Genomic DNA, 17988 nt, shown 5'->3' with positions numbered 1-17988 from the left:
AAAAGGTACAGCCTGGAGTGTTTATAGATGATATTTATTTTGGAAGAAATTATCGAGGAAATTAATCTGGCTGACGAACCGGTTGGAAGAAATCCTCCCCTGCCGGATGATGCCCTTATTGAAAAATAGAAAAAATGATAGGTTTTATGTTTTCTGAGGAATAAAAATTCTTTCTAAGAAATGTCAGTAATGCATTTGTAGGCTATATCTCTAATTTTGCATTGAATGAAGAGATGAAAGAAGATTTTGGAGATCTGCGGGTTGGTATAAACGAAGCTAGAAAAATTGGAGTGCCAAAAGACTGGCTTCCAATCTGTGAATACAACAGTGATTATTATTGTATCGTACCAGACTGTAGATTTCGGTTTTGGGACCACAATGGTTCTTCAGATGAAGCTTGGCCCGATTTAGCGACATGGGCGAAGGAAGTATGGTTAGAGGGAGAATGACGTTCATTCCCGACCTTATTCTCCTCGGTTATATCCTAGACTTGCGAGAACGCAGTAGCTGGGCGCCATTCGCCTGTAGGCCTACTAGGCGTCGGACACTTTGCTGGCGCGCGGCGCGCAGGTTTCGGCCGGGGACCGTGTGCTGCTGTCTGCGGAGACGCTGCGTCTGGAGGCGCAGGCGGCGCGCTCGACCAGCAGCCATGACTCGTCTCATTTCGGAGCCTCGGTGGGTGTCAGCTACGGCTTCAGCACGGGCCTGAATGGCAATAATTTGCCCAGATTGAATATGAAATATAGAGCCGAAATCTTTCTCACGGTGAATTACGGTTTTGGTAGAATAAATAAATTTAGGAAAATTCTGCATCGGCCAAATTTTTTTATTAAGTTGCTATGCGTTTCTTCGTCACAGTCAGCCGATCTTTTCTGCTCATCGGATCTTCTTGTTACGTAAGTATAGTTCAGAATGCTAACTCAACGCCGATGCTGCTTACGACAGCGCCCCATCTCCGCTGCCCGACCTAAGTGGTTAGTCCGCCCGCCCGGACAGTTCGCGCAAGTAGCTCATCACCGTCTCCAGGGGCAGGACGTCTCCGTACTTGGCGTTGATGTCGAAGAGGTTGGCTTCGTGCGGGGCCGGGTGGCGGTCGCCGACGCAGTCGCGCGGCACGATGACCCGGAAGCCGTGCTGAAGGCCGTCCACGGCGGTGGCGCGCACGCAGCCGCTGGTCGAACAGCCGGCCAGCAGCAGCGTGTCGATGCCGCGCGCCGTCAGGGTGGCCGCCAGGGAGGTGGCGAAGAAGGCGCTGGCGTAGTTCTTGACCAGTACCAAGTCGTCCTCCGCCACCGGCAGCTCCGCGACGATCTCCGTCAGCGGTTCGCCCGGCACGAAGCTACGCAGGACCGGCACCTTGCGCACGAACCAGCCACCGTCCTGGCCGCTGGGATGGAACAGAACCTTGGTGAAGATCACCGGAACCGACGCCTCCCGCGCCAGCGCGACCAGCGGCACGGTCCGGGCGACGGCCTCGACGACGCCGGGGGCGTAGAGCGGAGCGCCGGGCGTCGTGTAGGCCTTGACGAAGTCGATCAACAGCAGCGCCGGGCGGTCGCCGAAGCCGACACGGCCGTCGAACAGACCGCCGTAGTTTTCCTGCAGGTCGGTCATCGCAAGCTTCTTCTCCCGAAGGCACCGCCACCGGACCGCCTGGGCCGGTCCGCCGGCTCACGCCGCTCCAAAGATTCGTCCGGCCCGGATCTCGCGCCCAGGATCTCACGCCGAAGTCTCACGCTCGGGCCTCACTCCGCCGCCTTGCGCGCCGTCATGAAGCTCTGGAAGCTCGGGGAACGCGGCGGAGCCAGGCCCGTCTCCGCCTGGCAGCGCTCCAGCAGCTCGGCGACCGTGCCGCCGCGGTCGAACAGCGCGGTTTCGCCTCTCTCCGCCGCCATCTGCGCGCGCAAGCGCTCGGTCGCGGTCTCGTCCAACGCTCCGCCTTCGTCCAGCACCACGCCGTAGGCCCGCGCGCCCGAGGGCGTCACCAGCCCGCGGGCCACGTCGCGGGCGACCAGCGCGGGGTCGCGCTGCAGCGGATCGCCCCAGCCGCCGCCGCCCCAGGTGTTGAAGTGCAGCCGGTCCCCGCTCTCGACCTGGACGCGGTCGCATTTGGACGGCAGCAGCTCCCGCGTGCCGTCGGCCCGCTCCAGCAGCTTGATGGAGCGCTGGCCCGGCTGACCGCCGTTGACGCCCCAGGGATAGGTCAGCCAGCGGTCGTCGTGGATGGAGATCTGCCCCGCCTCCAGGAACTCGTAAACCATCTGCACGCCGTTGCCGCCTCGGTGCAGGCCGGCGCCGCCGGAGTCCGGAATGGTCTCGTAGACCGGGATCCGCAGCGGGAAGTAGGCCTCCAGGTACTCGTTCGGCACGTTGGTGAAGGCCGGCCAGAGCGAGTGGCCGTCGGCCCCGTCGCCGGCAGGTCGCCCGGGGATGCCGCCGAAGCCGATCTGGTAGAGCTGATACCATTCGCCCTGGCTGTCGTGGCCCGAGTACATGAAGTGCGGGCTGTCCGAGAAACCGGCGGCGCAGAGCGCATCCGGCGCGCTCTGGCCCAACAGGCCGCTCATGATATCGAAGATCCGGCCGAGCAGGTGGGTCCGGCAGGAGAGGGCGGCCGGCCGCTTCGGCTTGAGGATCGTGCCCTCGCGAATACGGACTTCGACGAGGTCGTAGAAGCCGTCGTTGAACAGGATCTGCGGGTCGAAGAGGTTGATGGTGAAGGCGCCCAGGAACATCTTGAACATGTCCTCGTTGAGCAGAAAATTGACCGAGCTGATCGATTGCGGATCGGACTCGGAGAAGTCGAAGATCGCGGTGTCGCCCTCGCGCCACATCGAGCAGGCGATCCTGTAGGGGCCCATCCCGACGCCGTCGTCGTCGATGTAATCCTCGAAGGAGAGTTTGCGGTCCTCGGGGATGATCATCTGGATGATCGCCGACATCGCGCGCTTGTTGCGCGCCAGCATTTCGTCCATCGCCGAGACGTAGGTGTCGATGCCGAAGCGCTGGGCGATTTCCAGAACGCGCCTCTCCGCCAGGCGCAGGGCGGCCAGCAGCGCGTTGAAGTCGGAGCGGTTCCAGTCGGGCATGCGCGAGTTGCGCAGCAGAATGTCGAGGACATCCTGGTTCAGCTCGTTCCGGCGCAGGATCTTGACCGGCGGCACCTGCAGGCCTTCCTCGAAGATCTGGGCCGCGTCGGTCGGCAGGGAGCCGGGCACCTTGCCGCCGTTGTCGGACATGTGTCCGAACATGGCCGCCCAGGCGAGCAGCCGGCCGTCGCGGTAGATCGGCTTCATCACCAGCCAGTCGTTGAGATGGCTGACCGCGCCGTTGCAGGCATAGGGATCGTTGGTCAGGAAGACGTCACCCTCCTCGATGGTCCCCTGGTAGCTCTGCATGAAGCCGTGGAGGAAGGATCCGAACTGGCCGACCACCATCTGGCCGCGATGATTGGCGATCATGGGGAAGGCGTCGTGCTGCTCGCGGATGCCGGGCGACATGGCCGTGCGGAACAGCACCGCGTCCATTTCGCTGCGCGCGTTGCGCAGGGCGTTCTCGATGATGTCGAGGGTGATGGGATCGAGGGCGACGCTCTCGAAGGGGGTCTCGTCGGTCTGAACGATCGTTGCAGGCATGGCGTTACTCTCCCTTGGACCGGTCGGCCGGTGCGATCAGCAGGCATCCGGTCGCATCGACCTGGCCGACGTAGCCGGGCAGGATCACGGTGGTGGTGTCCATCTGGGCGATCACGGCGGGGCCGCGGACTTCGTCGCCCTTGCGCAGCCGGGCGCGGTCGTAGATCGTCGCGTCGTGGTCCGCGCCGTCCACGAAGATCGTCGTTTCCTCTATCGCGGCGCTTTCGGGATCGCCGTTGCCGCTCTCCAGTTCGGCCGCCGAGACCAGCGGTGCCGGGCCTTGGACGATGGAGCGCAGGGTCACCAGCTCCTGGGTCGCGTCCAAGGCGAAGGTGAAGAGCTGCGTGTGCATGCGGTCGAAGATCTCCGCCAAGCCGGCGAGCCCGGTCTTTCGGAATTCCTCCAGCGTGGTGTCGATCGGGATGCCCATGCCCTGGCCGTGGTAGCGCACGTCGATCTGCAGCGTGACGCTCTGCTGCGCGCGGGCGATGCCTTCGCCCTCCAAGGCCTTGGCGGCCTCGGCCGTCAGCTCCTCCAGACGCTCCAGGACGCTGGCGTCGTCGATCGCGTCGAAGCGCCGGACCAGGGTCTGAGAGGCCTCGTTGCGCGGGCGCGTGGTCGCGTCTCCGTAGGCACAGAGCACACCGGGGGCCGGCGGGATGACGACGGGCCAGGCGCCCGTCAGCCGGCCCAGGGCGTTGGCATGCAGTGGCCCGGCGCCCCCGAAGGCGACCAGGGCGAAGTCGCGGGGATCATGGCCTTGCTCGACGGAGACCAGGCGTAGGGCGCCGAACATGTTCTCATTGACGATATTGACGATGCCCTCGGCGGCGGCCTTGACCCCGAGACCCAGAGGTTCGGCGATCGTCGCCACGGCGGCCTCCGCCTTGTCGCGGTCGATCGTCATGTCGCCGCCCAGCTTCGCGGAAGCGGGCAGGTAGCCCAGCACCACGTTGGCATCGGTGACCGTCGGCTTCTCGCCGCCCTTGTCGTAGGCCGCAGGCCCCGGTTCGGCGCCGGCGCTCTGCGGGCCGACGCGCAGCGCCTTGGTCAGCTCCGGCACGTAGGCGATGGAGCCGCCGCCGGCACCGACCGTGCGCACGTCGATCGAGGAGGCGCGCACCGTGACGTCGGCCACCCGCGTTTCGCGGCGAGTCTGCGCCACCCCGTCCTGGATCAGCGCCACATCGGTTGAGGTGCCGCCCATGTCGAAGGTCAGGAGGTTGCGGTAGCCAGCCTGCTCGGCGACCCAGCGCGCGCCGGCGACGCCGCCAGCCGGCCCGCTCATAAGCAGCGTCACCGGCGCCGCCTTGGCGCTCGCGACCGACGCCAGACCGCCGTCCGACCGCAGCACATGCAACCCGACGTCGCCCATGCCGGTCCGCAACTCCTCGTGCAGGCTCTCGACGTAGCGCTGCACCACCGGGCGGACGTAGGAGTTGACCACCGTCGTCTCAGTCCGCTCGTACTCGTACATTTCCGGGATGACCTCCGAGGAGATCGAGACCGGGACCTCCGGCATCACCCGCTCGGCCAGGGCGCGGATACGGCGTTCGTGCGCGCCGTTGGCGTAGGCGTTGAAGAGGGACACGGTCAGCGCCTCGACGCCCTGCGCCTTGAGGTACTCGAGCTTGGGCAGCAGATCGGCCTCGTCGAGCGCGGCGACCACCTCTCCCTTCGCGCCCATGCGCTCCTTCGCCTCGACGGTCAGCTCGAGCGGGGCCAGCAGATCGCGTTTGTTCCAGATCACCCAGCCACCGAGGCCGCCCGGTACGTAGGAGCGGGCGATCTGAAGCGTCTGACGATATCCTCTTGTGGTGACCAGGCCGACTTTCGCGCCGCTGGAGGTCAGAACCGTATTGGTCGCGACCGTGGTGCCGTGCATGACCTGGCCGATCGCGCGCGGATCGATCCCGACGCTCTGGCAGATCTTGCGGATCCCGTTCAACACACCGACCGACGAGTCGCCGGGCGTCGAGGGCACCTTGGCACTGTAGCTGTTACCGCTGCCTTCATCGATCAGCAGAAGATCGGTGAAGGTACCGCCGACATCGACGCCAAGCCGATAGACCTTCGCTTCGCTTGCGGCCTCGGACGACATGATTGTTACTCCTTCCCTGTTTCTCACGAAGCCGGATCCGCGTGTTCCCGTTGCCTGCCGGTGGGCAAACAGCGCGCGTCGTTGCCGGTCTCGGTAAGACTAGCCGTAGTGTTGCCCGGATGCCCATACTCGCATGACGGACTGGAAAAAGCCTCAGCCGCGTTCGAGTGCCAGAAGCAGTTCCATGGTGCGGGCAATGAGGGGCTCATGTCGGCGGCTTTCGACCACGACCACGTAGTATCGCTTGGCCGCCGGAATGGAGATATCGAAGGCGCGCACGAGCTGTCCGGATCGTAGGTACTGGCTGGCCAGGAAGTCGGAAACCAGGGCCACTCCATGTCCTGTCACGGCGGCGTTGAAGGCCATGGTAAGGCGGTTGAAGTAGGCGTTGCGGGGGGCGGGCTCCGTGATCTTGGCGGCGTTAAGCCAGCGTTGCCACTCGCCGCCGGAGTCCTCGTGCAGCAGGCGATGCTGACGGATGTCACGGGGATGCTTCAGAGGAAGGGCGTGCAGAAGCGCCGGGCTACAGAGCGGGCTCAGCGACAGGTTGGGCAGAGGCTCCCAGAAATAGCCGGGCCAGGGTGGATTGTCGTAGACGACGGCGATGTCGGTCTTGCGCCAGTCGATCTGGTTCATCTCGCGCGCGATCTGGCTTTCGAAGGACGGAAGACCGATCTGATCCGCGATGTCGAGCAGGCGCGGTGCGAGCCAGATGTGAGCGAACCCGGACGCGGCGGAAATCGCCAATGTCTTCTGCGGGTCGGCCTCGCGCAGGGGCGAGATCGCCTCGAGTCCCCGTTCAAGTTCGCGCAGCATCTTCGCTGCAGTGTGCTGGAAGGCCTGCCCATGAACCGATAGGGCGAGACGCCGACGGTCGCGCACGAACAGGTCCACGCCCAGGTTTTGCTCGAGCGTCTTGATCTGATGGCTGATCGCGCCGGGTGTGAGGTTCAGCTCGACGGCGGCGGAGCGCACGTAGCCGAGGCGCGCAACGGCATCGAAGGCACGCAAGAAGGGGAGAATGCGATCGGTCCGCATGAGCCGTTGTTCAATGAAGTTAAACAAAGCTAACACATGAGAATTGGCTTTCAAAAACGAATGACCGCTTCCTATCGTGGTATCCGGGGAGGGACGCTGCGCGATGCGGCAATCGTTGGCATTGAACGGACTGGGCAAGCGCTACGGCGAGGCGACGGCGCTTCATCCGACGGATCTCACGATCGAGTCGGGCGAGTTCTTGACACTGCTGGGCCCGTCCGGTTCCGGCAAAACCACCTTGCTGATGATGATCGCGGGTTTTGTCCCACCCTCCTGCGGGCACATGCTGCTCGACGGCCGCGACATCACGCTGACTGCCCCCGAGCACCGTAACTTCGGGGTCGTCTTCCAAGGCTATGCGCTGTTTCCGCATCTGACGGTTTGGGACAACGTCTATTTCCCGCTGCGTGCCCGAAACATCGGTCGCAAGGTCGCTGCGGCAGAGGTGTCGGACGCGCTCGACCTGATGGAACTGGGGCCTTACGCCAGGCGTATGCCCAAAGAGCTGTCGGGTGGACAGCAACAGCGCGTTGCCCTGGCCCGGGCTTTGGTCTTCAAGCCCGAACTGCTGCTGCTCGACGAACCCTTGAGCGCGCTCGACAAGGCGCTGCGCAAGACCTTGCAGACCGAGCTGAAGGCCCTGCATCGGCGGGTCGGCACCACTTTCGTCTATGTCACGCACGACCAGGAAGAAGCGCTGTCGATGTCGGATCGCATCGCGATCCTGCGCGACGGCAGTATCCAGCAGATCGACGCGCCCGATGCTTTGTACTGGCAGCCTCGGACGCCCTTCGTTGCCGGATTCCTGGGGCGCAGCAATTTCCTGAAGGGCGATATCGTCGACCGCACCGGCGGCCGGGCCACGTTGCGCACCCTGCTCGGTCCTATCGTTGCGGATGCCGCCGGAGCATCGGCCGTGACCGTCCCGGCGGCGAGCGGTTCGGTCTGCCTTGCCATCCGTCCGGAGCGCTTGAGCGTGTCCAAGGCCGAGCCGGCTCACGAGAACCGGGTGCGGGGGCGCGTCGCCGACCTCACTTTTCTCGGCACCCATCTGGAAATCGAAGTCGAGGTACCGGGCCTAACCCTGGGCGCCGTCGTGCCGGCTGCCAGTTCCGGCCCCGACTCCCTCGGCAACCTGCAACGCGGCTCGGAAATCTGGCTCGGCTGGCCACCCAGCGCCGTGCTGCTGCTGCCCGACGACGGATCGGTCGTATGACGCAGAGAGGCGCTGTCGCGGTGGAGAGGCGCCGGCGCCGGCTGACCGGCGATCGCTTCTATCTTTTGCTGGTTGCCGTGCCCTGCCTGTTTCTCGCTGTCTTCTATTTTCTGCCGGTTGCGAACGTCCTGGTTCTCAGCGTCACGGAGCCGATCCTAGGTTTACAGAACTACGCGAGGCTGTTCGAGAGCGGCGCGCTTTTTCGGGTCCTCGAAAACACCATGCGGGTCAGCGTCGTCACGACGGTGCTGACGTTGGTGCTCGGCTATCTGGTCGCCCTTGGCCTAATCGGCGCCGCCGAGCGCGAGCGCCGGGTCCTGTTCTTCGTCGTGGTGGCCAGCTTCTGGATCAGCGCCTTGATCCGTGCCTACGCCTGGGTCGCCATCCTGCAGCCGAACGGCATTATCAATCAGGCGCTTATGAGCTTGGGTCTGATCGACACGCCGCTGCGGCTCGTCCGCAACGAGTTCGGCGTGATCGTCGGCATGGTTCATTACATGCTGCCCTACGCGATCTTGCCTCTCTACGCGAACATGAGCGGAATCGACCGCCGGCTGCTCGACGCCGCGCGTGCGCTTGGCGCATCCCGCTGGCGTACTTTCTGTTGGGTGTTCTTTCCACAGAGCCTTCCCGGCGTCGCCGGCGCCGGCATTCTCGTGCTGATCTTCTCGCTGGGTTTCTACATTACGCCGGCGATCCTAGGCGGCGGCAAGGTCGTGATGATCGCCGAGTACATCTCGATCCAGATCTCCGAGACGCTGCGCTGGGGGTTGGCTACGATGCTGGCAACGGTGCTGGTCGCCGCCGTGGTTGCGCTGACGGTATGGATGAGCCGCTATCTGCAAGTCGGCAGCGCGGTGACCGCCAAGAGGCGCCGGCCATGAGCGCGCGGCTGGCCCCCAAACCTTTCTCTTGGCCGCGTCTGGCAGCATGGCTGGTTGCCTGCTTCCTCGCCCTGCCGTTGCTCGTGATGCTGCCGATCTCCCTGACGCCGCATCGCTATCTGTCCCTGCCGGATGAGGGTCTGTCCCTGCGCCACTACGTCAGCCTGATTGCCGACGATCGATGGCTTTCGAGTCTCGGCGACAGCCTGCTGGTGGCATGCGGCGCGACCGTTGTGGCGCTGGTGCTCGGCACGAGCTTCGCGGTCGGCGTCTGGCGGCGCGGAGGACTGGCCGCGCGCTACCTGCAGCCGATGATGCTGGCCCCGATGATCGTGCCTCCGATCGTGCATTCGGTGGCCTTCTACAAGGGCTGGGCCGCGATCGGTCTGTTGGACACCTACCTGGGTGTCATTCTGGTGCATGGAATGAAGGGGGTGCCCTTCGTCATCCTGACGGTGGCCGCGGCGCTGGCCAACCTGGATCCGCGGACCGAACAAGCGTCGCGCAGCCTCGGCGCCAGCGCGTCGCGGACCATGGTCTGGGTTGTCCTGCCGCAGATCAAGGGCGGACTGATGGCAGGCGCGACCTTCGCTTTCTTCATCTCCTGGGACGAGATCATCGTCGCGCTCTTTATCACCCTGCGAAACGTCTACACGCTGCCGAAGCGGATCTGGGACGGGCTGCAGGACAACATCGATCCCGCGATCGCCGCGCTGGGCACCCTGATGATCCTCGTCACCGTGGCGTTGATGCTCCTTCAGGGACGCAGCGGCTCCAGAGATACGGATGCGTCCCGTGGGGACAACGCCTCCTGAGACATCGTTTGCAAACACACCAGAAGACCAGAGAGAGCAGGGAAGGGAGATACACCATGACCGAACCAAGAGTCGAAAAGGACTTCGTGACAGACTGCTTGAGCATTCTGCGCAAGGAGACGCAAGGACGTGCCGTCCACCGGCGGCGCTTTATGGGCGCGCTCGCGCTGCTCGGCGCTGCCCCTGTCGCATTGCGTTTCACGCCGGCGCATGCGGCTTCCGACGAGTTGGTCATCGTCAACTGGGGCGGCGACGCCGTCCCGGCTTTCGAGGAGATCTGGGCGGCGCCCTTCACCGGTTCCCAGAACGGCGTCGAAGCGGTGGTGGATGGCGCCGGACCGAGCTCCGGCAAGATCAAGGCGATGGTGGAGAGCGGTGCCGTCGTCTGGGACGTCTGCGACCGCAACCTACCGGCGTCGCTCGATCTTGGGCGCCAGGGATTGCTGGCCCCGGTCGACTGGTCGGTGGTCGACCCCGGCAAGCTTCGCGAGCTCCATCGGACCGACTGGGGTGTCGGCAGCTACCTCTATTCCTTCGCCTTGACTTGGGATCGCAACAAGCTGCCGTCGCGTCCCGAGACCTGGGCCGACTTCTGGAATGTAAAGGACTTCCCCGGCCGACGGACACTGCGCAATAACGTCGAGGGCATGCTGGAGGCTGCCTTGCTGGCGGACGGGGTCGCGCCGGAGGACATCTATCCGATCGATCTCGAGCGGGCCTTTGCGAAGATCCGGGAAATCAAGGATGACACGATCTTCTGGACGAGCGGCTCTCAGAGTCAGGAGCTCTTCCGCAACGGTGAGGTCGCGCTCGGAAATCTCTGGCATACGCGGGCGCTTCTGCTGCGCAAGGAGACCGAGGGCCGGATCGCATTTCACTTCAATCAAGGCATTCTGTTCGCCGGCGCCTGGCTGGTACCGAAAGGCAATCCGGCCGGTGGCAGCGCGTGGGACTTCATCGCCTCAACCCAGGATCCCGAGAGCCAGGTCGCGCTTTTCGAGTGGTTGGGCAACGGACCGATCAATCCGGCCGCCTCGACAATGGTGCCGGAGGAGTTGCAAGTGGACGACCCAGGCAGTCCCGAGAACTATGCCCGCCAGGTGGCGGCGGATGCTGTCTGGTACGCCGACAACTACGCCGATGCGCTCAACCGCTACACCGACCTGATTGCGAGCTGAGGGAACGCGAAGTGCCAGCGGGGCGGGTCGAAGCTGTCCTGCTGGCGCCTTGCTCCGCCTGCTCGCAACGCCTGTTTTTGGAGCTTGCCGAGATGGACGACACGCCATTTCAACAGACGACGACGTTCATGAGCGTTCCGGCTGCCAGGAGGCCCGGCGACGCCCGTGTCGTGATATTGGGATTGCCCTTCGACTGCGGGACGCACCCGACCCGGGTCGGTGCCCGTCTCGGTCCGGCATCGATCCGCGAGCAGTCTCTCTTGCTGCGGCCCTTCGATGGCGAGAGTGGAATCGATCCCTTGGCGACCCTGGGGGTTGTCGATCTTGGCGACGCGCGCGTCTCTCCCGGTGAGATCGAACCCTCCTATGCTGCCATGGAGGCAGCCATGGAGGTGGCTTTGGCAAGCGGGGCCATCCCTCTGACGTTCGGTGGGGACGGGGCCATCGCCTTGCCGCAGATGCGGGCGCTCGCACGACGGCATCCGGGTCTTTGCGTGCTGCACCTCGACGCCCACACCGATGCCTATCCGATTGAGGGCTATAACAACGCCACCCCTTTCGCGCGCGCCTTCGAGGAAGGTGTGATCGATACCCGACGGTCCTTCCACATCGGCACTCGCCGCAGTCATATGGTGGCCGGCGTCTACGACTACGGCCGGCAGCTCGGCTATCGGATCGTGTCGATCGATGAGTTGATCGACAAGGGGATCGCTTCCGTCTTCGCAGAGGCGCGGGAGACCATCGGTGACCGTCCCGTCTACCTCTGTTTCGATATGGACTTCTTCGATCCTTCGGTGGCGCCTGGCGTCTGCACGCCTGCCTGGGGCGGTGTCTCGGCGCGCGAGGGCCTGGAGGCGATCCGAGAGACAGCCGGTTTGAATGTGGTGGCCATTGACATCAATACCATCAGTCCGCCGCACGATCCCGGCGGCATGTCGGCCTCGCTCGCGGCGACGGTCGCATTCGAGTTCCTCACTCTGATCGCCACCGGGCAACTTTCCGCGACCAAGACCGGCATCATCGCCGCGCACACCTGATCCGGTCCGATCGCCTGCGCTGGAGCGGGCGATCGGGCCGTCGGCACTCGGTCTCCCAGCTTCCCCATCAGTATCGGTCTCCGCGGTGCGGGCCGCCCTGTGGCGGCGCGATCTCGTCTGTTCCGCAGGCGGGACACATGGCGCTGTGGTTTCGGCATGCCTCCCACAGCGAGGTCAAAAACTTCCGTTGACAAGTGCTGTATATTTGAAAACAATCGTTTGACGCAACCGATTGTCTATTCGCGTTAGTCGAGTTTTCCAACCGGCAGAAAGCCGGAGCCGAACTGTAGGGAGAGAGATGTCGTTGATCGCGGACATTCAGTCCGCCTTGCCCGCTAATGCCCCAGCTTGGCTGGAGGAGCTTTCGGCGGCGCTAGGCGAGACGCACCTTTCCACCGCTTTTGTGGATCGCTTGGCCTATGCGCGTGATCGTACGCCGCTGGCCACCTTCAATATGCGCGCCGGTCGATCGCTCGGCGACTTCCCGGTCGCCGTCGCGACCCCCGGGACCGAGGCGCAGGTCGCGCAGGTTCTGTCTCTCGCGAACACTCACGGCTTTGTCGTGATCCCCTACGGTGCCGGATCCGGTGTGGTCGCGGGAGCCATTCCCGTCGCCGACACTGTCATGCTCGATCTCAAGCGTCTCAACAGGCTGGTCGCCTTGGATGAGATCAACGGTTTGGCCACGGTTCAGGCTGGCATGAACGGTGCTCGTTTCGAGGAGCTGCTGAACGAACGGGGCTGGACCTGCGGTCACTATCCGCAGTCGATCAGGATGTCGACGGTCGGCGGGTGGATCGCTTGCCGTGGCGCCGGCCAGGCTTCGTCCCGCTACGGCAAGATCGAGGACATGGTGGTCGGCCTGCGCAGCGTCATGCCGGACGGTGAGCTTGTCGAGGTCAGACCGCTGCCAAGACGGGCCGTCGGCCCAGGGTTGCGCGATCTCTTTGTCGGCGCAGAGGGAACCCTTGGCGTCATCACCGAGGTGACGCTGCGGATCTGGCGCCAGCCCGAAGTCCGGCGCCCTGTGATCCTCGCATTTCCGGATCTACAGGCGGCCTGGGACTCGCTGCGTGAAATGATGCAGGGCGAATTGCGGCCCGAGGTGGCACGTCTCTACGACGAGACGGAGTCGCGCGAACGCACCATGGGAGGCGCGCCCTTCGATACGAAGCCGATCCTCTGTATTCTGATGTTCAGCGGCAAGGCCGCCTTGGCCGAGGTCGAGGAACGTTTGGGGCTGGAGATCTGTGCCGCGCACGGTGCCGAGGTTTCAACCGATTTGGCGCCCTACGAGCAATGGCAGAAAAACCGCTTTGTTTCCTATTCGCCGCGCTACCAGGCGCAGTGCTACTTCATGGACACGATTGAGATTACCGGTCGCTGGTCGGCTCTGCCGGATCTCTATGCCCGGATTGGCGCGGCTATCCGCGAACTGCATCCCGATGTCTTCTTCGGCACCCACTGGTCGCACGTCTATCCGGAGGGAGCCTGTCAGTACATGACCATTCGACTGCCCGTGTTGGACGAGGCGGAGGGGCTTCGTCTGCACCGTGATGTCTGGGCACGTGCCCAGAGTCTCTGCTTGGAATTGGGCGGCAGTATCAGCCATCACCATGGCGCCGGACAGCTTCGCAATCCTTGGATGGAGGGCGAACTGGGCCGAGGTCACGCCGTTCTGCAGAAGATCAAGGACGCGCTCGATCCGAACAACGTTTCCAACCCGGGCAAGCTGGCCTTGCGCCTGCGGGAGGCTGCGGACCGTGGTTGAGACTGGCATCGATCTGTTGCGTATCTGCGCGTTCTGTCCGAATCCCTGCCGCGCGGCAATCTCCGAGGATATTGCCGACCAGAGGGAAAGCCGCACGCCCTCGGCGCTCGCGTATCTGGCTGTTGCAGTGAACGAAGGCTACGTGCGGCCGGACGCGGAGACCCAAACCGCGCTACGCGACATGGAACTGGCCGAACTGTGCCGTCCCCTCTGCGTCTATGGTTTCGACGTACCGGCCGAACTGCGTGCCTTCGCCCGCCAACGTTTCGACGAAGGGACGTCCGGTGCCTGACGCCACGCATCTCATGGGCATCGACATCGGCGCCGGCAGCCTGAAGGCGACGGTGATCGATGCCGGCGGCCGGGTGAGAGGCACCGGCTTGGCTCTGGTTGCTACGGCCACGCCGCATTCTGGTTGGACTGAGCAGGATCCTGAGGATTGGTACCGCGCGACCTGCATCGCGGTTCCGGAGGCTCTCGCCGAAGCCGCATTGACAGGAGATGATGTGCGGGCGGTCAGCTTTAGTGCCGGCGCGCACACCCCGGTTCTGTTGGATGAAGCGGACCGTCCGCTGCGACCGGCCATTCTGTGGAGCGATCAGCGCAGCCTCCAGGAGAGTCGCGACCTGCGTGAGCGTCACGGCGAAGAGATTCGGGATATCGGGTTCAATCAACCCAACCCGACCTGGACCCTTCCCCAATTCTATTGGCTGACCCGTCACGAGCCGGAAGTCGTGGCGCGCACCCGGCGTGTCATGATTGCCAAGGACTACTTGCGCTTCCGCTTGAGCGGTGCGTGGCACACAGATCGGACGGAAGCTGTCGGCACTCTGTTGTACGACTGCAGAGCCGACGCCTGGTCGGACCGGCTGGTCGATCTGATCGGCTGGTCGCGCGGAACCTTGCCGCCGCTCGTCGATCCGACTGCGGAGGTCGGGAGGGTGTCGGCCCAGGCTGCGCGGGACACCGGACTATCCCGGCGTACCCGCGTCATCTGCGGTACCTCGGACACCTCGGCGGAAGCCTATGGGGCTGGCGCGGTGCAGGCAGGAGCGGGCACGATCAAGTTGGCGACGGCCGGCACGGTGTCCGTGATCGGAGACCGACCGACCGTTCACGACGCACTGATCAATTACCCCTTCGCCGTACCGGGGCTCTGGTACACCATCGTCGGCACCAACAGCTGCGCCTCGGCGCACAAATGGCTCCGAGACCGGGTGCTGAAAGCGGGCGAGGACTCTTTCGATCATCTGGACGGGCTGGCCGGCACGGTGCCCGCCGGATCGCAGGGTCTGTTGTTTCATCCCTATCTGAACGGGGAGCGTTCGCCGCACTGGGATCCCCTGCTGCGTGCGGATTTTCTCGGCCTGACGATGACCCACGGGCAGGGGCATCTGGTGCGCGCGCTCTATGAGGGCGTCGCCTACTCCCTGCGCGATTGTCTGGGTGCTTTGCATGACCAGGGCTTGAGACTCCGGGAGGCGCGGATCGTCGGCGGCGGTGCGCGGAGTGAATTGTGGAGGCAGATCGTCTGCGACGTGCTGGACCTGCCTCTCGCATTGCCGGAGGTGACCGACGCCTCGTTCGGTGCTGCCTTGCTTGCCGGAGTCGGTAGCGGAGTCTTCGAAAGCGAGGAAGCGGCTGCTGAGAGCTGCGTTCGCTTCGTCGAGCGGCGCGAGCCCGATCCGAACCGCGCTGCATTCTACGGCGATATGTTCGAACTCTACCGCCTGGCGCAGAGCCGTCTCGCGGAGATCAACCATCGCCTCGGTGAGCTTGCCGGGAGGACGATCGCATGAGCCACGTGATCCTGAAGAATCTGGAGAAGCGTTTCGGCGATACCTTTGCGGTACGTCCTACCAGTCTGAGCTTCGCCAAGGGCGAGTTCGTTGTACTGGTCGGACCGTCCGGCTGCGGCAAGTCGACGACGCTGCGCATGATCGCCGGCCTGGAGGATGCTACCGGTGGGCAGATCTCCATCGCCGGCCGCAATGTCACCGGGCTCGAGCCGCGTTCGCGCAACGTCGCGATGGTATTCCAGAACTATGCTCTCTATCCGCACAAGACGATCTACAAAAACCTTGCTTTCGGTCTGCAGATGGCACGCACGCCGAAGGACGAGATAGACCGGCGGGTACGTTGGGCCGCCGGAATTCTAGGGATCGACCATCTGCTCGAACGCAAGCCGAAGCAGCTGTCCGGAGGGCAGATGCAGCGAGTTGCCTTGGGTCGCGCGATGGTGCGCGAACCCGACGTTTTTTTGCTCGATGAACCTTTATCCAACCTGGATGCCAAGCTGCGCGCGCGGATGCGCGATGAGATCGCCAAGCTGCACCAGCAGATCGGCAGCAGCATGATCTACGTGACCCACGATCAGGTCGAGGCGATGACGCTGGGCGACCGAATTGTGGTGATGAAGGATGGCGTGGTGCAGCAAGTCGGCAGCCCGCTCGAGGTTTACGACCGTCCGGCCAACCGTTTCGTCGCCGGCTTCATCGGCTCACCGGAGATGAACTTCCTGGAGGGCCATCTTGCCGCCGAGAACGGTTGCCCAACGTTTCGGGCCGGCGAGCTGGCGGTGCCCCTTACGGCGATGTCGGTAGCGGCTCGGCCGGGTACTCCGGTCGTGCTTGGGATCCGACCGGAGCACATCTCCTTGCCGAGCGACAGTCCGATACGCGGCGAAGCCAGCCTGGTCGAGCAGATGGGGGCACAGACCGTGGCGGCCTTCCAGATCGGTGGTGTCGAAATTCGTGCAGTCGTGGATCGAGACGACACGCTGCGCTCCGGTGACGTCCGCTCCGTGCGGATCGATCCAACCAAAACGCATCTCTTTGAAAAAGAGAGCGGCATGGCATTCGTGCCAACAAAATCGAGGGAGGAAGTGACTTATGCCTAAAAAGATGAAGGGATTGTTCCCGAGCGTATCCCGCCGCAGCTTCGTCAAGATGGGCGCGGCTGCCGGCGGTATGGCCTTTGCCGGTTACGCTCCGGCAGTGGTCGGCCAGACCAAGGAACTGCGCTTCCTGAACTCCGAGCCGTCGAAGGGAAGCGTGACGGTCTTGAACCAGGCTGCCGCTGCTTACGAGTCGGAGACAGGCGTCAAGGTGCTGATCGACTCGGTTGGACCCGGCGAAGCCTGGCAGAAGCTGCAGGCCTCGATTGCTGCCGGCCAGTCCTACGATGTCAGTTCGGTGCTGTTCTCCGCGCACGTTTCCCTGCTCGCGGACGCCGGACAGCTGGTCGGGTTGAACGACTTGATCGCCAAGCACGAGTGGGGCCCACGGATTCTCTTTCCCGTGGAGGGCAACAACTACTGGTATCCGTTCGACTATAATCTCAATTGGATGTTCTATCGGAAGGACCTCTATGCCGAGAAAGGCCTGAAGGTGCCGGAGAATCAGGCTGAGATGCTTGCCAACTGTCAGGCGCTCACGGAGGACAACCGTTTCGGCACGATGCATCCACTCGGCTCCAATAGCGCGACCCAGTGGATGTCGCTTGGCTACATGTGGGCCAACCAGGTCTCTTTGCTCGACGATCAGTTTTCTGTGATCGTGGACGATGCAACGAACAAGCCGCGGATGGCGGCCTATCTCGATTTCATGAAGGACCTCGCGCCGAGCATGCCGCCGGGCATGACACAGGCGAGCTTCGCTGAGGCTCTAGCTCAGTATTCCTCGGGCCAGGTGGCGCATGCGCCTTACGCCGGGCGTCTCATGGAGTACCTGGAGGACCGCGTACCGGAGCTGGTCGAGAATACCGGGTTCTTCACATACCCGAGCGCTGCCGGCGACAGTCGCGCGGTCAATCACGGCTATGACGGTTGGGTCGTGCTGGATACGCCGATGGCCGAGGAATCGTTGAAGTTCATGGATTGGTTCACGTCCAATTACTACGTCGACTTCCTGCACTCGGCGCCGCTGCATTTCCAGCCGCCACGCCTCGACATCTATGAGGATGCGCGTTGGCGTGATCATCCGATGATTCAGAAGCATGCCGATCTCGTCGCCTTCATGCGCAATCTGCTGGAAGACGACTCGATCCTGATTCGCTCAGTGGATACACAGGGTCCGACCGTCGACGTGCGCGGCGGTGCGATCTTCGAGTCAATGGCCGTACCGGAGGCTCTGCAGAACCGCATCCTGCGGGACATGCCGGCGGGAGAGTGTGTAGACGCCTGCGCCGAGTCTTTGCGCGAGGCCCTGGCCCGATAAGGACTTCGTCATAACGGCCCCGTCCCGTTCCGTCTCTCGAGCAGGCGGGACGGGACTCCGGGCTGAAAGCTTGCTCGGCCCAAGACCTCGGCGCTG

The 17988-nt window shown here is 63.7% G+C and carries 15 protein-coding genes and 1 pseudogene; 12 read left to right on the top strand and 4 right to left on the bottom strand.

The features are described 5' to 3' along the window. Positions 1-176: 176 nt before the first annotated feature. Both DBZ32_RS22815 and DBZ32_RS08680 read left to right on the top strand, forming a co-directional pair. Positions 177-449 (top strand): annotated as a pseudogene (locus tag DBZ32_RS22815) (SMI1/KNR4 family protein); the annotation flags it as partial. 100 nt (positions 450-549) lie between these two features. Next, positions 550-900 (top strand): hemagglutinin repeat-containing protein, encoded by a 351-nt coding sequence (locus DBZ32_RS08680; protein ID WP_119166736.1) that lies wholly within the window; start codon positions 550-552, stop codon positions 898-900. A 75-nt stretch (positions 901-975) separates the two neighbouring features. Here DBZ32_RS08680 and DBZ32_RS08675 read toward each other — a convergent pair whose 3' ends face one another. From DBZ32_RS08675 to DBZ32_RS08660, 4 genes are all read right to left on the bottom strand, one after another. Then, complete coding sequence (locus DBZ32_RS08675; protein ID WP_119166735.1) at positions 976-1614, bottom strand: N-carbamoylsarcosine amidohydrolase; 639 nt, start codon at positions 1612-1614, stop codon at positions 976-978. 131 nt (positions 1615-1745) lie between these two features. Further along, positions 1746-3635, bottom strand: a complete 1890-nt coding sequence (locus tag DBZ32_RS08670) for a hydantoinase B/oxoprolinase family protein (RefSeq protein ID WP_119166734.1) — start codon at positions 3633-3635, stop codon at positions 1746-1748. A 4-nt stretch (positions 3636-3639) separates the two neighbouring features. Next, complete coding sequence (locus tag DBZ32_RS08665) at positions 3640-5736, bottom strand: hydantoinase/oxoprolinase family protein (protein WP_119166733.1); 2097 nt, start codon at positions 5734-5736, stop codon at positions 3640-3642. 153 nt (positions 5737-5889) lie between these two features. Beyond that, complete coding sequence (locus DBZ32_RS08660; protein WP_119166732.1) at positions 5890-6774, bottom strand: LysR substrate-binding domain-containing protein; 885 nt, start codon at positions 6772-6774, stop codon at positions 5890-5892. Positions 6775-6877: 103 nt separating this feature from the next. Here DBZ32_RS08660 and DBZ32_RS08655 point away from each other — a divergent pair, with 103 nt between their 5' ends. From DBZ32_RS08655 to DBZ32_RS08610, 10 genes are all read left to right on the top strand, one after another. Continuing rightward, positions 6878-7990: an ABC transporter ATP-binding protein gene (locus DBZ32_RS08655; RefSeq protein ID WP_119166731.1), complete on the top strand. Its 1113-nt coding sequence runs from the start codon at positions 6878-6880 to the stop codon at positions 7988-7990. Further along, positions 7987-8874 carry an ABC transporter permease gene (locus tag DBZ32_RS08650; RefSeq protein ID WP_119166730.1) on the top strand — a complete coding sequence of 296 codons (888 nt, stop codon included), beginning with the start codon at positions 7987-7989 and terminating at the stop codon, positions 8872-8874. The genes DBZ32_RS08655 and DBZ32_RS08650 overlap by 4 nt, the downstream gene beginning before the upstream one ends. Next, entirely contained in the window at positions 8871-9689 is an 819-nt protein-coding gene (locus DBZ32_RS08645) for an ABC transporter permease (protein ID WP_162906652.1), read from the top strand. The genes DBZ32_RS08650 and DBZ32_RS08645 overlap by 4 nt, the downstream gene beginning before the upstream one ends. 56 nt (positions 9690-9745) lie before the next feature. Continuing rightward, positions 9746-10867 (top strand): ABC transporter substrate-binding protein, encoded by a 1122-nt coding sequence (locus DBZ32_RS08640; protein ID WP_119166728.1) that lies wholly within the window; start codon positions 9746-9748, stop codon positions 10865-10867. A gap of 92 nt (positions 10868-10959) precedes the next feature. After that, the gene (locus DBZ32_RS08635; RefSeq protein WP_208539161.1) at positions 10960-11904 is read left to right on the top strand and encodes an arginase family protein; all 945 of its coding nucleotides are present in this window, start codon (positions 10960-10962) and stop codon (positions 11902-11904) included. A 298-nt stretch (positions 11905-12202) separates the two neighbouring features. Next, positions 12203-13675, top strand: a complete 1473-nt coding sequence (locus DBZ32_RS08630) for an FAD-binding oxidoreductase (RefSeq protein ID WP_119166727.1) — start codon at positions 12203-12205, stop codon at positions 13673-13675. Next, positions 13668-13967, top strand: a complete 300-nt coding sequence (locus tag DBZ32_RS08625; RefSeq protein ID WP_119166726.1) for a hypothetical protein — start codon at positions 13668-13670, stop codon at positions 13965-13967. Before DBZ32_RS08630 ends, DBZ32_RS08625 begins: the two co-directional genes overlap by 8 nt. After that, positions 13960-15474, top strand: a complete 1515-nt coding sequence (gene xylB, locus DBZ32_RS08620) for a xylulokinase (RefSeq protein WP_208539160.1) — start codon at positions 13960-13962, stop codon at positions 15472-15474. Before DBZ32_RS08625 ends, xylB begins: the two co-directional genes overlap by 8 nt. After that, entirely contained in the window at positions 15471-16574 is a 1104-nt protein-coding gene (locus DBZ32_RS08615) for an ABC transporter ATP-binding protein (RefSeq protein ID WP_119166724.1), read from the top strand. The genes xylB and DBZ32_RS08615 overlap by 4 nt, the downstream gene beginning before the upstream one ends. After that, positions 16567-17892 carry an ABC transporter substrate-binding protein gene (locus DBZ32_RS08610; RefSeq protein ID WP_119166723.1) on the top strand — a complete coding sequence of 442 codons (1326 nt, stop codon included), beginning with the start codon at positions 16567-16569 and terminating at the stop codon, positions 17890-17892. The genes DBZ32_RS08615 and DBZ32_RS08610 overlap by 8 nt, the downstream gene beginning before the upstream one ends. Positions 17893-17988: the final 96 nt, after the last annotated feature.

The sequence above is a fragment of the Algihabitans albus genome (assembly GCF_003572205.1).
Lineage (GTDB): Bacteria > Pseudomonadota > Alphaproteobacteria > Kiloniellales > DSM-21159 > Algihabitans > Algihabitans albus.
The sequence above is the reverse complement of the archived record's forward strand: the minus strand, read 5'-3'. Positions and strand labels throughout refer to the sequence as shown.